This window comes from Ferrovibrio sp. GW821-FHT12D07, assembly GCF_058807275.1.
Window position 1 is genome coordinate 442,377 of record NZ_JBXAQN010000002.1, and the last position, 17,449, is coordinate 459,825.

Below are 17,449 nucleotides of genomic sequence, written 5' to 3' on the forward strand. Positions count from 1 at the left end.
CTGGGTCAGGAAGCGCATCCCCGGCTTGAGACATCCGCCCATTGGCCGGAGTCCGGGCTTATTGTCGTGATTCTCCGCCCGGTTGCACCGGACGGACAGCATCGGTGCCCGAAGCATCCTGCCTCTCTGGAACTAGCCCCCGGAGAGGATGCTGCCACCATTCCGCGGGCGGCGCAACGAATCGCCGCGATATATACTTAAAGTAGCGAATCCGGGCCGCCCACTTATCGATCGGCGCGGCGCTCCGCCTGGGGCAAAAAGCCGTCGAGCAGCAGCATACAAACGCCGATCACGATGGCGCTGTCGGCCACGTTGAAGGCCGGCCAATGCCAGCCAAAGGCGTGAAAATCGAGGAAGTCAAAGACAGCCCCGAACCGTAACCGGTCGATGATGTTGCCCACGGCCCCACCAATAATCACTCCCAGGGCCAGCCCGACCAAGCGCTGCTCCGCCCGCCACAACCAAACCAGCAGCCAGACCATGACCGCCGCCGCGACGCCGATCAGCGTCCAGCTCCGCAGTGCACTGTCTTCCTGGAACAGGCCGAAGCTGACGCCAGTATTCCAGACCATGACCAGATTGAAGAATGGCAGAACCGGAATGCCGGCCGGGTTCTGCTGCATCAGGTCGAGGAAATAAATCTTGCTGAGCTGGTCGGCGACCAGCACCAGCACGGCGGCAACAAGACCGAGACGCCACATCAGGCCGGCACCGCGTCTGCGCAGCGCTTGCACAGGTCATCATGACCCGCCACATGCCCCACTTCCGGCAGCACCTGCCAGCAGCGCTCGCATTTCAGGCCCGAGGCCTGCTGCGGCACGACGGCCACGCCCTTGGCATCGTCGCTGCGGAAGGCATCGGCCGGGCCGTCGCCTTCCTTCACGGTGATGGCCGAGGTGATGCAGATTTCGGCGAAATCCAGACCATCCAGAGCCGCGATGTCTTCCGCCGTCGCATAGACGGTCGGATGCGCCTGCAGGCTGGCGCCAATGCGCTTTTCCGCACGCTCGATCTCCAGCGCGCCAGTCACGGCGCGACGCACGCGCCGTACGCGCTCCCACTTCGCGCCCAGTTCGGGATTCGACCATTCGGCCGGCACCGTGGGGAACAGCTCTCGATGCACGCTGCCGTCTTCGCTCGGGTAGCGCGTCAGCCAGGCCTCTTCCGCCGTAAAGCTGATGAAGGGCGCCAGCCATTTCACCAGGCAATCAAACAGGCGATCGAGCACGGTACGGGCGGCACGGCGGCGAATGCTGGTCGGCGCGTCACAATAGAGCGCGTCCTTGCGGATATCGAAATAGAAGCCCGACAGATCGACGGCGCAGAAATTATACAGCGCCACATACATGCGGTGGAAATCGTAAGCCTCGCAGCTTTCGCGCACCACCTTGTCCAGCTCGGCCAGACGATGCAGCACCCACCGCTCCAGCTCGGGCATCTGCGCATGCGGCAAGCGTTCGGATTCCTGGAAACCGGCGAGATTGCCTAGCAGGTAGCGCAGCGTGTTGCGCAGGCGGCGATAGGCATCCGACTGCGCCTGGATGATCGTCTTGCCGACGCTCAGGTCATCGGAATAATCCGACGACACCACCCACAGGCGCAGAATGTCGGCGCCCGACTGCTTGATCACGTCCTGCGGCTCGGTGGTGTTCCCGAGCGACTTGGACATCTTGCGGCCCTTCTCGTCCAGCGTGAAGCCATGCGTCAGCACGGCGTCATAGGGCGCGCGGCCACGGGTGCCACAGCTTTCCAGCAGCGAGGAATGAAACCAGCCGCGATGCTGATCCGAGCCTTCCAGATACAGCGAGGCCGGCCATTTTAGGTCGGGGCGCTGTTCCAGCACGAAGCTGTGCGTCGAGCCGGAATCGAACCAGACATCCAGAATGTCGGTCACCATCTTCCAGTCGGACGGTGTGTACTTGTTGCCCAGGAAGTCGGCCGGCTGCGCGGTGAACCAGGCATCAGCGCCGCCCTTCAGGCAGGCTTCCACGATGCGCTCGTTGACTTCGGGGTCCTTCAGCAGCTCGCCGGTTTCCTTGTTCTCGAACACAGCGATCGGCACGCCCCAGGCACGCTGGCGACTGATCACCCAGTCCGGACGCTGCTCGATCATCGCATAGAGACGGTTGCGGCCCTGCGGCGGATAGAACTCGGTCGCGTCGATGGCGGCCAGCGCCTTCTTGCGCAGGTCGTTGGTGGTCATCGAGATGAACCACTGCGGCGTGTTGCGGAAGATCAGCGGCGCCTTGGAACGCCAGGAATGCGGATACTGATGGCGCAGGCGCCCCTTGCCGAGCAGGCCATTGGCCTCGATCAGCGTGGCGATCACGCGGCCATTGGCATCGCCTTCCTTGCCGGCATCGTCCAGCACACGGGCGGGCTTGTCGCCGCCGAAGATCGGTACATGGCGGAAATAGCTGCCATCGGCGTCCACCGTGTGCGGTACCTCGATGCCATTGGCACTGCCAAGATTGTAGTCGTCCGCGCCATGGCCCGGCGCGATATGCACGAAACCGGTGCCCGCATCCAGCGTGACGAAGTCGCCGAACAGCACCGGCACATCATACTCATAGCCACGACCACGCAGCGGATGGGCACAGATGGTACCGGCCAGATCGGTGCCCTTCAGGGTCGCCAGCACGGTGCTGCCTTCGATGGCGCAGGCCTTGCTCACGCTCTCGATCAGGTCTTTCGCCACGATCACTTCGTCGCCCACCTTGGCCAGCGTCTTCTCGCCCACCGCATCGACGCGCAGGCGCACATACTCGGCGTCCTTTGCGGCCGCGATGGCGCGATTGCCCGGCATGGTCCAGGGCGTGGTGGTCCAGATCACGACGGACGCGCCCTCGGCAGCCTTCGCAGCGGTCTTCACCACCGGGAATTTCACGAAGATGGTCGACGAGGTATGTTCGTGATACTCGACTTCCGCTTCGGCCAGCGCGGTGCGCTCGACAATCGACCACATCACGGGCTTCGAGCCCTTGAACAGGCCGCCGTTCATCAGGAACTTCTGGATTTCGCGCACGATCTGCGCCTCGGCAGCGAAGCTCATGGTCGTGTAGGGCTTCTTCCAGTCGCCTATCACGCCCAGGCGCTTGAATTCCTCGCGCTGCACGCCGATCCAGTGATCGGCGAAATCGCGGCATTCCTTGCGGAATTCGTCGATCGGCACGTCGTCCTTGTTCTTGCCGGCGGCGCGATACTTCTCCTCGATCTTCCATTCGATCGGCAGGCCATGGCAGTCCCAGCCCGGCACGTAATTCGCGTCGAAACCCATCATCTGCCGCGACCGGTTGATGACGTCCTTCAGAATCTTGTTCAGCGCATGGCCGATATGCAGGTTGCCGTTCGCATAGGGCGGGCCGTCATGCAGCACGAACTGCTCGCGGCCCTTGGAGTCCTGGCGGAGCTGCTCGTAGAGGCCGAGCTTTTCCCAGCGGGCGAGGATTTCCGGCTCCTTGGCCGGCAGGCCGGCCTTCATCGGAAACTCGGTGGTGGGCAGGAAAACGGTCGGACGATAGTCGGTGGTCATCGGGTCTACTCGGGGAAGACGCGCCCAGACGGCGTCGGGCGGCGCGCAGTGTCAGGAAAAGACGAAGGAATCCCGGGCCTTAGATAAGGACCGGGCCGCTAATTCGCTGCGGCCCGCAAGCCGGAGATATGGCGAATTGCCCAAGCATGGCGATGATTTAGCATCCCGCGCCCCCACCTGTCGAGGCGGGTCCGGCCCCTCTGCGGCCCGTCTAGCGGCTAGCCAGCATAGCCTTGGCGGCGTCCACATCGGCGGCGATCTGGGCCTTCAGGGCCTCCGCGCCCTCGAACTTCACTTCCGGTCGCAGGAAGCCGTGGAATTCGACGCGCATGGTACGGCCATAGAGGTCGCCGGCGAAGTCGAAGAGATAGACCTCCAGCTTCACGTCGGTCTGGTCGAAGGTCGGGCGGATGCCGAGGCTAGCGACGCCGTCGCGGACCTCCCCATCGATCACGCACCGCACGACATAGATGCCGAATTTCGGCACCTGGAAATCAGTCATCGCCACATTGGCGGTGGGATAGCCCAGGTCGCGGCCGCGCTTGTCGCCATGCTCGACGATGCCGACGATTTCCCAGGGCCGTGCCAGAATGCGATTGGCCGCGGTGATGTCGCCCGCTTCGAGCAGACGGCGCACGCGCGTGGAGGAATAGACCTCCTTGTCGCCCTGCGCCTCGACCACAGTGACGCCGATGTTATGGGCAGCGCCAAGGGATCGCAGCATCGCGGTATCGCCGGCGCGCGCCTTGCCGAAGGTGAAATCATAGCCGACCACCACATGACTCAGGCGCAGGTCGCGGGCGAGGATGTGATCGACGAAGTCCTGCGGCGACTGGCTGGCCAGATCGGCCGTGAAGGGCAAGGCCAACGTGGCATTGACGCCCAGGCCGTCCAGAATGCGCGCCTTGGTGTCGAGCGCATCGAGCCGGAATGGCGGCGAGCTGGGCACAAAGAAGCGGCGCGGATGCGGCTCGAAGGTCATCACCGCCAGCGGTGCCTTGGTGCGATCGGATGCAGCCTTGGCGGCACCGATCAGCGCCCGGTGGCCGAGATGCACGCCGTCAAAATTGCCGATGGCCGCCACGGCGCCATGCAGTGCCGGCGGAAAACTGGCGCTGGAGCGCAGCAGCCGCATGCTTTCGATTCCCCCGCCGTCTCGCGGTTACTTGGTCTTGCGGCTGACCATGAGGCTGGCCTCGCCGTCGATCACCACTGTATCGCCGACGCGGCATTCGCAGGCAAATTTCACGCGGCGCTTCTCAGGAACGATCTCGGTGATCGTCACCTTGGCCACGACTGTATCGCCGATGCGCACCGGCGCCTTGAAGCGCAGGTCCTGCGAGATGTAGATGCAACCCGGACCCGGCAGCTTGGTGCCGAACACCGTGCTGAGCAGGCTGGCGCCGAGCATGCCATGGGCGATTCGGCCCTTGAACGGCGTCGCGGCGGCAAAGTCCTCGTTCAGATGCACCGGATTGGTGTCGCCCGAGACATCGGCGAAGGTGACGATGTCAGCCTCGCTCACTGTCTTGGTGAAGTCCGCCGTCATGCCGACCTGCAGGTCTTCAAGATAATGGCCGTGCAGAGCCTGATAGGTCATGGCTGGTCCTTTATGGGCGATTCGGCGAACAGTTGACGGACTTTTAGGGCGCGGCGACTATAACTGCCCGTTCGCAGGCGGGGCAACCCGCTTCTTCGCACCCGCAGCATAGACATTTGTATATCTGACCCATGGCCGATATCCGCCCGTTGACCGCTTTTACGTCGCAGGAACGCAGCGGCATCCGCTACATCCTCACCGATATCGACGACACGCTGACCAGGCATGGCCGGCTGACGGCGGACGCCTATGGCGCGCTGGAGCGGCTGAGCGATGCCGGCTTCAAGGTGATTCCGATCACCGGGCGTCCGGCAGGCTGGTGCGACCTGATCGCCCGATTCTGGCCTGTGGATGCCATCGTCGGCGAGAATGGCGCACTCACTATGCGCTACGACCGCGTCAGCAAGGTGATGCATCGCCGCTTCTTCCAGAGCGAGGCTGAACGCCAGACAGCGCGGCAGAAGCTGACGGCGCTGGCCGAAAAGATTCTCCGCGAGGTACCCGGCACGGCGCTGGCGTCGGACCAGCAGTATCGGGAATGCGATCTCGCTGTCGACTTCTGCGAGGACGTACCCGCTCTGCCGATGAGCGAAGTTGACCGCATCGTCGCGCTGTTTGAAACAGCCGGTGCCACTGCGAAGGTCAGTTCGATTCATGTCAACGGCTGGTTCGGTCATTGGGACAAGCTCACCATGACGCGCGTGCTGTTCGAGGAAGCCTACGGTCTGAATCTCGACGCCGTACGTGACCAGATCGTGTTTGCCGGCGACAGTCCGAACGATGCGCCGATGTTCGGCTATTTTCCCTACAGCGTCGGCGTGGCCAATGTACGGCCGTTTCTCGACCGGATTGCGGCAAAGCCCAGCTTTGTCACAGAGGGCGAAGGCGGCAGTGGCTTTGTCGAACTGACTGACGCCCTGCTCGCGGCCCGGAAGCCTTAATCAGGCAGCCTTCGCCAGTTTCGGCGCGCCGAACAGCAGGCCCTGGCCGAAGGGGAATTCAAGGTCGCTCAACCGGATCAGGTCGGCTTCGGCTTCCACCTTCGACAGCACTGGGAAGATATCGTGCCGTGTGCAGATCTCGCGCAGGTCGGAGAGTTCGACCGGCGACTTGGCGATGGCATCGACATTGCTGAAGACGGCGGCATTAAACTTCATGAACCGCACGCCATGGCGGGCCAGGCTGCCGAAATCGACGTCGAAGCGGTCAACGCCATCGACTGACAGCGCAAAGCCCAGCGCGCCGATCTGTCCCAGCCGGATCAGGCCGGTGCGATCCAGTTGGCGAATGCCGTCATAGGCGAATTCCAGCACGATATTGGTGGCATGCTCGCGTTCGCGCTGCAGGAAATCGTAGAGCGGATTGAAAGTGTCGATATCGGCCAGCATAGCTGGCGACAGGTTGAGGAAGAAACCGACATCTTTGGCGCGCTGCTCCAGCTTGCGCACCAGCTGCACGCTGCGCAGCAGCATCAGCGCGTCGAATTCGGCGCGCAGCCCGGCCGCATCCAGGGCCGGCAGGCATTCGGCCGCCTGGTAATGATTGCCCTCGGCGTCACGCGGACGCGCCAGCAGCTCGAAGAAGCGGATGCGTCGCTGCGGCAGGCTGACGATGGGCTGCACGTGCAATTCGACGCGGTTGTTGTTCAGCGCATCACGCACGGCATCCAGCAGCGTGCCGTCATCGGCAGGCTCGGGCGCCGACAGCGGCGAAACGGTCAGGCGCGGCTCGGCACGCCCGGTATCAGCATGCCCGGTATCAGCGCGCACAGTATCGGTCACGGGAGGCGCGGCGACGGGTGCAACGGCGGCAGCCGGCAGGGCATCGCTCAGCCGCACGACCTCTTCGGACAGCGCATCGATTTCGGCAATCAGGCGGCGCTGGATGCGGCGGCGCATCCAGATTTCGCGGAGCGCCCAGAATCCCATCAGCAGCGCCAGAGCCACCAGGCCGGGATGCTCGCCGCTCAAGCCCGGCACCAGCCGCGTCAGCGACACGCCGCCGATCAGGGCGGTGAGCGAGAGCGCGGCGAAGGTGAGCAGTCCGGTCAACGACATTGTGATCCAGGCCTCGGGGGAACCGGGCGAAAAACGGGCCGAAATGGCACTGGCCCGCCGGAAGGGCAACGCTATAGTGAAGCTTAAGTTGCGTTAAAGGAGGGTGAATCCATGGCCGATCCGCACAAGGGCGAGACGAATCAAGGCGTTGCCGCAGACGTCACCGGCGGCAGACTGCCGCTGCGCCGGCGCCTGGTCGGCGGCCTGCTGTCCCTGCCCTGGATCGCCGCCGGCCTGGCCGCCCTGTGGCCGAGCGTCGATGCGCCAGCGCAAAACAAAAGCAGAGGGAGTACCGGAATGAGTGCCCATGACTTCGAGTTCACCGGCATTGATGGCAAGCCGATGCCGATGACGCAGTTCAAAGGCAAGGTGGTGCTGCTGGTCAACACCGCCTCGCAATGCGGCTTCACGCCGCAATATGCCGATCTGGAAACTGTCTACAAAACCTATCGCGACAAGGGCCTGGTGGTGCTGGGCGTGCCGTCCAACGATTTCGGCGCGCAGGAACCGGGCTCGGCAGCACAGATCAAGGATTTCTGCGAGGTCAATTTCGATATCGACTTCCCGCTGACCGACAAGCAGGCCGTGGTCGGCCCCAATGCCCACCCGCTCTATCAGTGGATCGCAAAGGAACTTGGCGAAGGCGCGCTGCCGAAATGGAATTTCCACAAATATCTGATCGGCGCCGATGGCGCGCTGGTCGAGGTCTTCCCCACCCCGGTCAAGCCGACCGATGCCAAGGTGACCAGGGCCATCGAGGCCGCGCTGCAGAAGGCCAAAGCGTAACCTGATGGACTTTCTGTCGGAACTGCTGCGCTCGGCCGCCTTCGAGGCGGTCGTGGTGGGGCAGCATCATCTGGGTCCGCGCCGCAGCATGCGGCTGGATGCCGGCGGCCATATCGGTTTCCTGATCGCCCGTTCAGGCATCTGCCGGCTGGAATCCGACAACAGCACCTGGACCTGCCGACTCAAGCCCGGCAACATCGCCATCTTTCCCCGCAGCGACACCGTCACCGCGAAACCCGAGGACGGCAAATCCGCCGGTCTGATCAGCGGCCATTTCGAGATCGACCGCCATATCGCCGCCCCGTTGCTGCAGCGCCTGCCCGACCTGCTGTTCCTCTGCCCGCAGACCGAACTCGGCTCCAGCTGGCAGCAGATGACGCTGGACGTGATCAGCACCGAACTGGCCGCCGACAGCGCCGGCAGCAATCTGGTGGTCCAGCGCATGCTGGAGATGTTCTTCACCTTCGCCTCACGCCGCCACCTGTCCACCGAGATGGCCGGCCTGCCCTCGCCCGGCCGCATCGGCAAGCAGATCGGCGCCGCACTGGCGGCCCTGCATCGGCACCCCGAGCGCGCCTGGACAGTCGCTAGCCTTTCCAAGCTGGCGCATATGTCATCACCGACCTTTGTGCGGCAATTCAAGAACACCCTGCTGCTGCCGCCGCTGCGCTATCTGGCGCAATACCGGATGAAGCGCGCCGCCGAACTGCTGGCCAGCGGCCAGCATTCCCTGGCCGTGATCGCCGCGCGCTGCGGCTACCAGTCCGAGGCGGCACTGACCCGCGCCTTCAAGCGCCAGTATCACGTAGCCCCCGGCCGCTACGGACGATCGTTGCGGACAAAAAATCGATAGAACCGGTCAAACCGTCCAGCACGGCCTTGTCTATCTGTAGCCTCTCTTTTGGAGGGTACAATGACAACAGCAGTGATGATGCGGCAGACCGGCGATGCCGGCGTGCTGAAAGCTGAACAGACAACGACCCCGATGCCCGGCAAGGGCGAGGTGGTGATCCGGCAGGACGCCATCGGCGTGAACTTCCTCGATATCCTGTACCGGCGCGGCGACAGCCCGTTGCCGCAGTTGCCAGCCATCCTGGGCGGCGAAGGCGCCGGCATGATCGAGGCCATGGGCAGCGGCGTCACCGGCTTCGCGATCGGCGACCGGGTCGCCTATATGGGCGGCCTGGGTGGTTATGCCGACAGACGCAGCATCGCTGCCGATCGCCTGGTGCGTCTGCCAGCCGGCATCGACACGGCTGTCGCCGCGGCCAGCCTGCTCAAGGGCCTCACCGCGCATTACCTGCTGCGTCGCCTTTACCCGCTGCAGGCCGGCGATGCCGTCCTGTTCCATGCCGCCGCCGGCGGCGTGGGCCTGCTGTTCGCGCAATGGGCCCAGCATCTTGGCCTGACCATGATCGGTACCGTGTCCAACCACGAAAAGGCCGATCTGGCGCGCAGCTACGGCTGCCGGCATGTCGTCGTCGGCTATGACCGCGACAGCATCCTGAAGACCGTGATGGATGTGACAGACGGCAAGGGCGTCGCGCTGGCCTGCGATTCCGTCGGGCTGGACACTTTCGAAACCTCCATCGCCGCCACGCGCAAGCGCGGCATGATCGCCAGCTTCGGCTCGGCTTCCGGTAAAGCGCCGGCAATCCGCCTGGGCGACTATTTCGGCCGCGCGCTGCTCTTCACCATGCCGAATGTGGCGGCCTTCAACGAAGGTGCGGATTTCCAGGCGAATGCCGACGAGCTGTTCTCCCTGATCGGGACCGGTATCCTGACACCGCGCATCAGCCAGCGTTTCGCGCTCGCCGACGCAGCCCAGGCCCATGTCGCGATGGAAAGCCGCCAGACCACCGGCTCGATTGTCCTGACGCCATGAGCACCGCAATCAATCCCGCAACCGAAATCGCCATCCTGGCCATCGCCGCCGATTACGTCGATGGCGGCTACGACGCCGATGCGGACCGGATCGCCCGCTGCCTGCATCCCGATCTGGCCAAGCGCATCGTCCGCAGCAATCTGGACGGGTCGTCGCGCCTTGATGCGATGAGCGCGCTCGGCCTGATCCGGCTGATCGCAGGCAAGTCGCCCGTGCCCGCCGATCAACGGCTGCGCGACATCGCCATCCTGGCCGTGGATGAGGATATCGCTACGGTGCGCGTGGACATGCAGCACTGGACCGATCACCTGCAGCTTTGCCGCTGGAACGGCCAATGGGTGATCGTCAACGCCCTGTGGCGGCTGAAAGCGGCGAAATAGCGGGATTCGCATAGCCAAGCCCGCCCCGATCCTCTATCAAGCCGGCATGAACTACCGCCACGCCTTTCATGCCGGCAATTTCGGCGATGTGCTCAAGCATGTCGTGCTGCTGGAGCTGCTGGACGCTTTCCACCGCAAGCCCAGTCCGGTGCACCTGATCGACAGCCATGCCGGCCTCGGTCTGTACGACCTTGCCTCCAGCGAAGCCCAGCGCAGTGGCGAATACCGCTTCGGCATCGGCGCCGTACTGGCCGATCCGGCGGCCGACAAGATTCTGCCGCGCTACACGGCAGCGCTGAAGCGGCTCAATCCAGAACTGAAGGCCGGCGGCAGTGGCCTGCGTCTGTATCCCGGCTCGCCCTGGCTGCTGGCGCAAAGCTTGCGTGACGATGACCGGGTCACGCTCTGCGAACTGCATCCGCAGGATGCCGAGACGCTGAAAGGCAACATGGCTGATGAATTCGGCCATGACCGCCGCATCCAGATTCAGCATCGCGACGGCTTTGCCGCGCTGAAGGCCCTGACGCCGCCGACGCCGCGACGCGGCCTGGCGCTGATCGACCCGGCCTTCGAAGCCAAGGATGAATTCGAGACGCTGACCAAAGCGATCCTGAACACGCATCAGCGCTGGGTCACCGGCCAGATCGCTGTCTGGTATCCGGTGAAGGAGCAGCGCATCATCGAGCGCTGGAAAACCGATCTGGTCAAAGACCTGAAGAGTGAAACCGTCTGCGTCGAGCTGACGGTGCGCTCCGCCAAGGAAGCCGGCCAGATGAACGGATCCGGCCTGCTGATCATCAATCCGCCCTGGCAGCTTGCGCAGACCCTGCAGCCGATGCTGGACTTCCTGAAAAGCCGGATGATCCGCGAAACCGGCGGCGGTGCCCGCATGCAGGCCCTGGTGAAGGGCGATTAGCGACTAGTGAATGGTCCCCGATGGCGGCGTATCGTCGTCATCGTCATCCTCTTCATCCAGATCGTCGTCGTCTTCGCCCAGACCTTCGTCATCGGGATCGGGATCGTCATTGCTGGCGCCGCCCGGCGGCGGCGTGGCGACCGGACCGGCCTGATGATGACTCAGCTTCCAGCCCTTGCCCTCGCGCACGAAGATGTTGGAGGCGATCAGATACTGGTCATCCACTCGCTCAAAGCACAGCACCAGCGCCACATCGCCCCACAGCGTCACGCGCGGAGCCATCATCTGCAGCGGCGGCTGCGAGGGATTGGCCAGGATGCGACGCCAGCCTTCCAGCACAGCCTCGCGGCCCATCAGCGGCGGCCAGCCGGGATGGATGCAGCAGACCGGCGCGGCCTTGGCCCATAGCCCGGCCATGGCGTCGATGTCGCGGTTGGCGAAGGCGCGGTAGAAGGCTCCATTGGCCTCCAGCAGCGCAGTCTCGTCGTCGGGCGGCTGTGTCATCGGCCACCATTTTAGAGGGCCGCGCGCCGGCATGGTAGTCCTGTGCGCCGATCTCCCTTGCGACAGCCTCCCTTGCGCCAGTCTCCCTTGCGCCGGTCTCCCTTGCGGCTGTCCCGACGTCATGCTTCCCTGCCCGGCGATGACACAGCCCGCCGCTCACGATTTCGCCATCCTGATGGTCTGCACTGGCAACATCTGCCGTTCGCCCACCGCCGATGGCCTGCTGCGCCATATGCTGCGCGCAGCGGGACTGGACGCCCGCGTCCGGGTCGACAGCGCCGGCACGCATGACTATCACATCGGCGATCCGCCCGACCCGCGCAGCGTGGCCACGGCCCACGGCTACGGCGTCGACCTCAGCACCCTGCGCGCCCGTCAGGTCACCCTGGAAGACTTCGCCCGGTTCGACCTCATTCTGGCCATGGATGAAGGGCATTACGCCCAGCTCCTGCGGCTCTGCCCGCCGCAATACCGCGACCGGGTGAAGCTCTACCTCTCCTATGCGCCGCAGTTCGGCCGAGTTGTGCCCGATCCCTATTATGGCGGCCCGGATGGCTTTGAAACCGTCTGGGACATGTGCCGCACGGTAAGCGAAGCGCTGATCGAAGACGTCCGGAGCCGGATCAATATCCGGGACTGACTGCCCGGTGATTGAAAAGTTACCTTCTGCTGCGCGGGTTTATGCCATACATCTGCGGCGTTACGCCTGAAGGATGCCAAACCATGCGCCCCGTCGTGTTCACTTTTGCCGCCCTGTTGGCGGCCAGTATCGCCCTCCCCGTCCTGGCTCAGGACAGCACGGCTGTCGCCCGCGAAGCCTGCATGAAGGAAATGCGCATCAGCATGAAAGCTGGCGGCAAGGGCATGACCGAGCAGCAGCGCATGGTCGCCGAGGAACAGTGCCGCGCCCGGATCGAGTCCGCAGCGCAGTCCAAGAAGTAAACTAGCCTTTCAGTCCTGCCGGACGCGGCCCGCCCGTGGCCCAGTCCAGAAGCTGCACGGTATGCAGCACCGGCACGTCCATACCGCTGCCGATCTGCACCAGGCAGCCGATATTGCCCGCCGCTACTGCATCGGGCTCCACGCTCCGGATATTCTTCACCTTGCGATCGCGCAACTGCCCGGCCAGTTCGGGCTGCAGCAGGTTGTAAGTCCCCGCCGACCCACAGCACAGATGCGCCTCGGGCACGTCGCGCACGGTGAAGCCTGCCTGCATAAGCAACTGCTTGGGCAGGCCCGTGATCTTCTGGCCATGCTGTAGTGAACAGGCGCTGTGATAAGCCACCGTCAACGGCGCGGCCTTGCCGTCCGGCGCGATGCCCAGCACGGTCAGCACTTCCGTCACATCCCTGGCCAGGCCTGAAACCTTTGCCGCCTTCTCGGCCCAGGCCGGATCGCTGCGCAGCATGAAGCCGTAATCCTTGATGGTCGTGCCGCAACCCGAGGTGTTGATCACGATGGCATCGAGGCCGTTTGTCTCGGCCTCACGATGCCAGGCGGCGATATTGGCTTTCGCGAAGCCATGCGCATCATCCTCGCGCCCCATGTGATGCGACAGAGAGCCGCAGCAACCCGCCCCCTGTGACACCACCACCTCGCAGCCATGCCGCGTCAGCAACCGGATGGTGGCGCTGTTGATCTCTGGGTCCAGCACACGCTGGGCGCAGCCGGTGAGCAACGCCACCCGCATGCGGCGCTCGCCTTCAGCCTTGAACACCTGGGGACGGTCCAGCGCAGATGGCGCCGACAGCGAGGCCGGGGCCAACGCCACCATCGCCTTCAGGCGTGCCGGCAGCAGGAAGCGGAACAACTTTCCGATCTGCGCCAGACGCAGGCTGAGACGGAATAATCCTGGATTGGGCAGTACCCTGGCCAGAACACCGCGCAGCAGACGGTCCATCAGCGGGCGCTTGTAGGTCTCCTCGATATGGGCGCGCGCATGATCGACCAGATGCATGTAATGCACACTGCTCGGGCAGGTGGTCATACAGCTGAGGCAGGACAGACAGCGATCGACATGGCGCACGGTTTCTTCCGTGGCCGCCTCGCCGCCCTCCAGCATCTGCTTGATCAGGTAGATGCGGCCGCGCGGACTGTCGCGCTCGTCACCCAGCAGCACATAGGTCGGACATGTGGCCGTGCAGAAGCCGCAATGCACGCATTTGCGCAGGATATCGTTGGAGGCGGCGATGTCCGGATTGCTGAGCTGGGCAATGGAGAAGCTGGTCTGCATGTCGTTATGCTCCGCCGTGGCTGCTGGGCGCCATGCGGCCGGGATTGAGGATATTCATCGGATCGAAGCTTTCCTTCACGCGGCGATTGAGCGCCGCCAGCGCCTCGGCCTGTGGCTGGAACACCGCCTGGGCGGCGCGCACGCTGGCCTCGGCACGGATCAGCGTGGCATGGCCGCCGCGCTGGCCGACCAGACGGCGGATCAACGGTGCATCGGCATTGGCCGAGGCCGGCATCGAAAGCCAGACCAGACCACCGGCCCAGTCGTAGAAGGCTTTCGCCTCGGGCTGCGCTGCCAGGACATCCGCCACGACGGCCGCGCCATCGAGCGGCGCAAGCGACAGGCGCCAGAGCACGGCCTCCTGGGGCAGCACGAAACAGGCCACATCGCGGATTTCGCGCCACAGCCAGGCCGAATTCATCGAATGCAATTCTTCCAGCGCACCAAAGGGCTGCAGCAGCGCCCGCAAGGCTTCGCAGCGCGCCTTTACCGAAACATCCGTGCCCTCGACGCGGATCGCCGTAATGCTGTGGCCGGCTTGCGCCACGTAGCCCACGCCCGACAGCGCCGCGACATCGGCCGGCAGATGCGCAAGACCCGATACCTCATGCGGCGAGCTGGCCGCCGCCGCCATCGCCTGCGCCGCCTTGCGGTCGTCCAGGCCCAGCACTAGCACCGTGCGGGTCTTTTCGGACGCCGGCAGCACCTTCAGTGTCACTTCGGTCAGCGCCGCCAGCGTGCCATAAGCGCCGCAGACCAGTTTCGGCAGGTCGTAGCCAGTGACATTCTTCACGACCTTGGCGCCGGCCTTGAACAGTTCGCCACGGCCAGAGACCGCCGTGAAGCCAAGCAGATGATCGCGCACCGCGCCCGCCTTGAAACGGCGCGGACCTGCAAGGTTGCAGCCGATGGCGCCGCCGATGGTGCCGCGCCCGGCGGGATGGCCCCAGAGCGGGCCAAGGTCCGGCGGTTCGAAGGCAAGCTGCTGGTTGCTGGCGGCCAGCAGTTTCTCCACATCGCTGACCAGCGTGCCGGGCCGCAGTGTGATCACCAGTTCGGCCGGTTCGTAATCCAGCACGCCGCTGAGGCGACTGAGGTCGAGTGCGTATTCGGTCTGCGCCGGGCGGCCGAGGCCGGCCTTGCTGCGATGGCCCTGCAGCTCCAGCGGCCGCTGTTCGGCGGCGGCCCAGCGGATCGCATCGACCACATCGGTTGTGCCCGAAGGAATGAAGGTCTGTGGCATGGTTCAGAATCTCGGCAGGTCGGGGAAGGCCAGTTGCCCCTTGTGCACATGCATGCGGCCCAATTCGGCGCAGCGATGCAGCACGGGGAATACCTTGCCCGGATTGAGGCGGTGGTTGGGATCGAAGGCGCATTTGACGCGCATCTGCTGCGCCAGGTCGGCTTCGGAAAACATCGCCGGCATCAGGTCGCGCTTCTCCACGCCCACGCCATGCTCGCCGGTCAGCACGCCGCCGACCTCGACGCAGAGCCGCAGGATGTCGGCACCGAAATCCTCGGCGCGCTGCAGCTCACCCGGATTGTTGGCATCGTAGAGGATCAGCGGATGCAGGTTGCCATCGCCGGCATGGAACACGTTGGCGACGCGCAGGCCGTATTTCTCCGACAGCTCGCCCATGCGGGTCAGCACCAACGGCAGCGTCTTGCGTGGAATGGTGCCGTCCATGCAAAGGTAGTCGGGCGAGATGCGGCCCACCGCCGGGAATGCCGCCTTGCGGCCGGCCCAGAAGGTCAGACGCTCGTCTTCGGTCTGCGACACGCGCAAGGAGACCGAGCCGCAGGCCTCGGCAATCGCCTTCACCCGCACCAGCAGGTCGTCGACCTCGGCGGAAGGCCCGTCGAGCTCGATGATCAACAGGGCTTCGACATCGCGCGGATAGCCGGCATGCACGAAGTCTTCGGCCGCGTGAATCGCGGGACGGTCCATCATCTCCATGCCGCCCGGAATGATCCCTGAGGCGATCACCTTGGCCACGCAGTCACCGGCGGACTCCGATGTCGGGAAACCGGCCAGCAGCGCGCGCTGCGTCGCCGGCTTGGGCAGGATGCGCACAGTGACCTCGGTGATGACGCCTAGCAGGCCTTCGGAGCCGCAGATGATGCCCATCAGGTCATAACCTTCAGAGTCGAGATGCTTGCCGCCGATCCGGATGACGTCGCCATTCATCAGCACCATCTCGAGGCCGAGGATGTTGTTGGTGGTGAGACCGTATTTCAGGCAATGCACGCCGCCGGAATTCTCGGCCACATTGCCGCCGATGGTGCAGGCGATCTGGCTGGAGGGATCCGGCGCGTAATAGAAGCCGCGATGCTCGACCGCGCGGGTGATGCCTAGGTTGGTGACGCCCGGCTGCACCACGGCGCAGCGGTTGTCCCAGTCGATGTCGAGCACCTTGTTGAACTTGCCCAGGCCCAGCAGCACGCCATCGGCCAGCGGCAGCGCACCGCCCGATAGCGACGTGCCGGCGCCGCGCGGCACGACCTTGACGTTGCGCGCGTTGCAAAGCTTGAGCACATCCGAGACCTGCTGCGTGTTGCTGGGCAGCACGGCGACCAGCGGCAGCTGGCGATAGGCGGTCAGGCCGTCGCATTCAAACGCCTTCAGGCTGGTCTCGTCGGCGATCACGCCTTCGCCCGGCACGATGCGGCGCAGGTCCGCGATCAGGTCGAGGCGCTGGGCGATGATATTGTCTTCCGGTTTCGGCATCAGCATGGGGCAGTCTCCGGTTATTTCTTCGCCGCGGCATAGCGCGCGGCAGCATTGGCAATATGGGTGCGGGCGGCGCTGCCGGCGGCATCCGCCTCGCCGGCCACGATGGCCTCCAGCAAGGCGAGATGCTCGGCCTGCGAGGCGGCTGCCGCGCCGGCATCGCGCGCCCGCGGCTGCCAGGTCAGCGCGCGGGTGGCCGAGAAATGCTGCGCGAGGAAGGTGGCGAACTGCGCCAGATAGGGATTATGCGCCGCCGCTGCCACGGCGGCATGGAAGCCGTCATCGCTGGCTGCGCCGGCGTCTTCATTCAGCGCCAGCGCCCGCTCCATGCCGGCATAGGCGGCGCGCAGGGCGGCGATGTCATGGTCGCTGCGGCGGGTGGCCGCGAACTCCGCCATGCCGGCCTCGATGACGCTGCGCAATTCGAAAACATGCATCAGGTCCTGCGCATCCAGCAGGCCAATATCCATTCCCGCCGGCGCGATGCGGAAATTGGCCAAGCCGGGATTGAGCATCACGAAAGCGCCCGCACCCTGCCGCGTCTCGACAAAGCCGTCGGTCTTCAGCCGTGCGATGGCCTCGCGCACCACGGCGCGGCTGACCGAGAACCGCTCGACCAGCTGCTTCTCGGTCGGCAGGCGGTCGCCAGGGCCAAACTCGCCGGCCCTGATGGCATCCGCCAGCCGCCCGGCCAGCATGGCGCTCAGGCCAGTGCCGCGCGGCAGGTCGAGGGCGGAAAATTCAGGCAGAGCGGACATGAGACTCGGGCGGACAGATTTGTCAGACAAGCTGACAACTTGCCCGATCTGTGCGATCCGTCAAGCG

At 64.7% G+C, this 17,449-nt stretch carries 18 protein-coding genes; 8 read left to right on the forward strand and 10 right to left on the reverse strand.

Annotated features, from left to right (window positions below; all coding sequences use genetic code 11):
- Window positions 1-224 precede the first annotated feature (224 nt).
- From lspA to AC1RRE_RS13970, 4 genes are all read right to left on the reverse strand, one after another.
- A complete protein-coding gene (gene lspA / locus AC1RRE_RS13955; RefSeq protein WP_492981793.1) occupies window positions 225-674 on the reverse strand; it encodes a signal peptidase II in 450 nt (149 codons plus the stop codon).
- 26 nt (window positions 675-700) lie between these two features.
- A complete protein-coding gene (gene ileS / locus AC1RRE_RS13960) occupies window positions 701-3,532 on the reverse strand; it encodes an isoleucine--tRNA ligase (RefSeq protein ID WP_492981794.1) in 2,832 nt (943 codons plus the stop codon).
- Between the two features lie 211 nt (window positions 3,533-3,743).
- Window positions 3,744-4,667: a bifunctional riboflavin kinase/FAD synthetase gene (locus AC1RRE_RS13965; RefSeq protein WP_492981795.1), complete on the reverse strand. Its 924-nt coding sequence runs from the start codon at window positions 4,665-4,667 to the stop codon at window positions 3,744-3,746.
- Between the two features lie 27 nt (window positions 4,668-4,694).
- Window positions 4,695-5,132, reverse strand: a complete 438-nt coding sequence (locus AC1RRE_RS13970; protein WP_492981796.1) for a MaoC family dehydratase — start codon at window positions 5,130-5,132, stop codon at window positions 4,695-4,697.
- A gap of 131 nt (window positions 5,133-5,263) precedes the next feature.
- On the opposite strand from AC1RRE_RS13970, the gene AC1RRE_RS13975 reads away from it, so the two are divergent.
- Window positions 5,264-6,073, forward strand: a complete 810-nt coding sequence (locus AC1RRE_RS13975) for an HAD-IIB family hydrolase (RefSeq protein WP_492981797.1) — start codon at window positions 5,264-5,266, stop codon at window positions 6,071-6,073.
- Here AC1RRE_RS13975 and AC1RRE_RS13980 read toward each other — a convergent pair whose 3' ends face one another.
- Window positions 6,074-7,189 carry an EAL domain-containing protein gene (locus tag AC1RRE_RS13980; protein WP_492981798.1) on the reverse strand — a complete coding sequence of 372 codons (1,116 nt, stop codon included), beginning with the start codon at window positions 7,187-7,189 and terminating at the stop codon, window positions 6,074-6,076.
- 111 nt (window positions 7,190-7,300) lie between these two features.
- On the opposite strand from AC1RRE_RS13980, the gene AC1RRE_RS13985 reads away from it, so the two are divergent.
- From AC1RRE_RS13985 to AC1RRE_RS14005, 5 genes are read left to right on the forward strand one after another with little or no spacing between them, the layout of a single operon-like run.
- A complete protein-coding gene (locus AC1RRE_RS13985; protein WP_492981799.1) occupies window positions 7,301-7,975 on the forward strand; it encodes a glutathione peroxidase in 675 nt (224 codons plus the stop codon).
- Window positions 7,976-7,979: 4 nt separating this feature from the next.
- A complete protein-coding gene (locus AC1RRE_RS13990) occupies window positions 7,980-8,828 on the forward strand; it encodes an AraC family transcriptional regulator (RefSeq protein WP_492981800.1) in 849 nt (282 codons plus the stop codon).
- A 60-nt stretch (window positions 8,829-8,888) separates the two neighbouring features.
- On the forward strand, window positions 8,889-9,860 hold the full coding sequence (locus AC1RRE_RS13995; protein ID WP_492981801.1) for a quinone oxidoreductase family protein: 972 nt from the start codon (window positions 8,889-8,891) through the stop codon (window positions 9,858-9,860).
- Complete coding sequence (locus AC1RRE_RS14000) at window positions 9,857-10,240, forward strand: nuclear transport factor 2 family protein (protein ID WP_492981802.1); 384 nt, start codon at window positions 9,857-9,859, stop codon at window positions 10,238-10,240. The genes AC1RRE_RS13995 and AC1RRE_RS14000 overlap by 4 nt, the downstream gene beginning before the upstream one ends.
- Window positions 10,241-10,286: 46 nt before the next feature.
- Window positions 10,287-11,156 carry a 23S rRNA (adenine(2030)-N(6))-methyltransferase RlmJ gene (locus tag AC1RRE_RS14005; RefSeq protein WP_492981803.1) on the forward strand — a complete coding sequence of 290 codons (870 nt, stop codon included), beginning with the start codon at window positions 10,287-10,289 and terminating at the stop codon, window positions 11,154-11,156.
- A 3-nt stretch (window positions 11,157-11,159) separates the two neighbouring features.
- Here AC1RRE_RS14005 and AC1RRE_RS14010 read toward each other — a convergent pair whose 3' ends face one another.
- Window positions 11,160-11,660 carry a nuclear transport factor 2 family protein gene (locus AC1RRE_RS14010; RefSeq protein WP_492981804.1) on the reverse strand — a complete coding sequence of 167 codons (501 nt, stop codon included), beginning with the start codon at window positions 11,658-11,660 and terminating at the stop codon, window positions 11,160-11,162.
- A gap of 139 nt (window positions 11,661-11,799) precedes the next feature.
- Here AC1RRE_RS14010 and AC1RRE_RS14015 point away from each other — a divergent pair, with 139 nt between their 5' ends.
- On the forward strand, window positions 11,800-12,300 hold the full coding sequence (locus AC1RRE_RS14015) for a low molecular weight protein-tyrosine-phosphatase (RefSeq protein WP_492981805.1): 501 nt from the start codon (window positions 11,800-11,802) through the stop codon (window positions 12,298-12,300).
- An 83-nt stretch (window positions 12,301-12,383) separates the two neighbouring features.
- Window positions 12,384-12,602, forward strand: a complete 219-nt coding sequence (locus AC1RRE_RS14020) for a hypothetical protein (RefSeq protein WP_492981806.1) — start codon at window positions 12,384-12,386, stop codon at window positions 12,600-12,602.
- A 1-nt stretch (window position 12,603) separates the two neighbouring features.
- Here AC1RRE_RS14020 and glcF read toward each other — a convergent pair whose 3' ends face one another.
- The 4 genes from glcF to AC1RRE_RS14040 are packed head-to-tail and all read right to left on the reverse strand — an operon-like array spanning window position 12,604 to window position 17,382.
- On the reverse strand, window positions 12,604-13,893 hold the full coding sequence (glcF, locus tag AC1RRE_RS14025) for a glycolate oxidase subunit GlcF (RefSeq protein WP_492981807.1): 1,290 nt from the start codon (window positions 13,891-13,893) through the stop codon (window positions 12,604-12,606).
- A gap of 4 nt (window positions 13,894-13,897) precedes the next feature.
- Window positions 13,898-15,136, reverse strand: coding sequence for a glycolate oxidase subunit GlcE (gene glcE / locus AC1RRE_RS14030; RefSeq protein ID WP_492981808.1), 1,239 nt, complete (start codon window positions 15,134-15,136; stop codon window positions 13,898-13,900).
- Window positions 15,137-15,139: 3 nt separating this feature from the next.
- Window positions 15,140-16,627 carry an FAD-linked oxidase C-terminal domain-containing protein gene (locus tag AC1RRE_RS14035; protein ID WP_492981809.1) on the reverse strand — a complete coding sequence of 496 codons (1,488 nt, stop codon included), beginning with the start codon at window positions 16,625-16,627 and terminating at the stop codon, window positions 15,140-15,142.
- Between the two features lie 14 nt (window positions 16,628-16,641).
- Window positions 16,642-17,382: a FadR/GntR family transcriptional regulator gene (locus AC1RRE_RS14040; protein ID WP_492981810.1), complete on the reverse strand. Its 741-nt coding sequence runs from the start codon at window positions 17,380-17,382 to the stop codon at window positions 16,642-16,644.
- Between the last annotated feature and the right edge of the window lie 67 nt (window positions 17,383-17,449).

Bases quoted from the DNA above. Each gene is read 5' to 3' on its own strand.
- glcF (WP_492981807.1), bottom strand. From the start codon at position 13,893: ATGCAGACCAGCTTCTCCATTGCCCAGCTCAGCAATCCGGACATCGCC.
- AC1RRE_RS13975 (WP_492981797.1), top strand. From the start codon at position 5,264: ATGGCCGATATCCGCCCGTTGACCGCTTTTACGTCGCAGGAACGCAGC.
- AC1RRE_RS14040 (WP_492981810.1), bottom strand. From the start codon at position 17,382: ATGTCCGCTCTGCCTGAATTTTCCGCCCTCGACCTGCCGCGCGGCACT.
- AC1RRE_RS14010 (WP_492981804.1), bottom strand. From the start codon at position 11,660: ATGACACAGCCGCCCGACGACGAGACTGCGCTGCTGGAGGCCAATGGA.
- AC1RRE_RS14000 (WP_492981802.1), top strand. From the start codon at position 9,857: ATGAGCACCGCAATCAATCCCGCAACCGAAATCGCCATCCTGGCCATC.
- glcE (WP_492981808.1), bottom strand. From the start codon at position 15,136: ATGCCACAGACCTTCATTCCTTCGGGCACAACCGATGTGGTCGATGCG.
- AC1RRE_RS14020 (WP_492981806.1), top strand. From the start codon at position 12,384: ATGCGCCCCGTCGTGTTCACTTTTGCCGCCCTGTTGGCGGCCAGTATC.
- AC1RRE_RS13990 (WP_492981800.1), top strand. From the start codon at position 7,980: ATGGACTTTCTGTCGGAACTGCTGCGCTCGGCCGCCTTCGAGGCGGTC.
- ileS (WP_492981794.1), bottom strand. From the start codon at position 3,532: ATGACCACCGACTATCGTCCGACCGTTTTCCTGCCCACCACCGAGTTT.
- AC1RRE_RS14035 (WP_492981809.1), bottom strand. From the start codon at position 16,627: ATGCTGATGCCGAAACCGGAAGACAATATCATCGCCCAGCGCCTCGAC.
- AC1RRE_RS13965 (WP_492981795.1), bottom strand. From the start codon at position 4,667: ATGCGGCTGCTGCGCTCCAGCGCCAGTTTTCCGCCGGCACTGCATGGC.
- AC1RRE_RS14015 (WP_492981805.1), top strand. From the start codon at position 11,800: ATGACACAGCCCGCCGCTCACGATTTCGCCATCCTGATGGTCTGCACT.
- AC1RRE_RS13980 (WP_492981798.1), bottom strand. From the start codon at position 7,189: ATGTCGTTGACCGGACTGCTCACCTTCGCCGCGCTCTCGCTCACCGCC.
- AC1RRE_RS13985 (WP_492981799.1), top strand. From the start codon at position 7,301: ATGGCCGATCCGCACAAGGGCGAGACGAATCAAGGCGTTGCCGCAGAC.
- AC1RRE_RS14005 (WP_492981803.1), top strand. From the start codon at position 10,287: ATGAACTACCGCCACGCCTTTCATGCCGGCAATTTCGGCGATGTGCTC.
- AC1RRE_RS13970 (WP_492981796.1), bottom strand. From the start codon at position 5,132: ATGACCTATCAGGCTCTGCACGGCCATTATCTTGAAGACCTGCAGGTC.
- AC1RRE_RS13995 (WP_492981801.1), top strand. From the start codon at position 8,889: ATGACAACAGCAGTGATGATGCGGCAGACCGGCGATGCCGGCGTGCTG.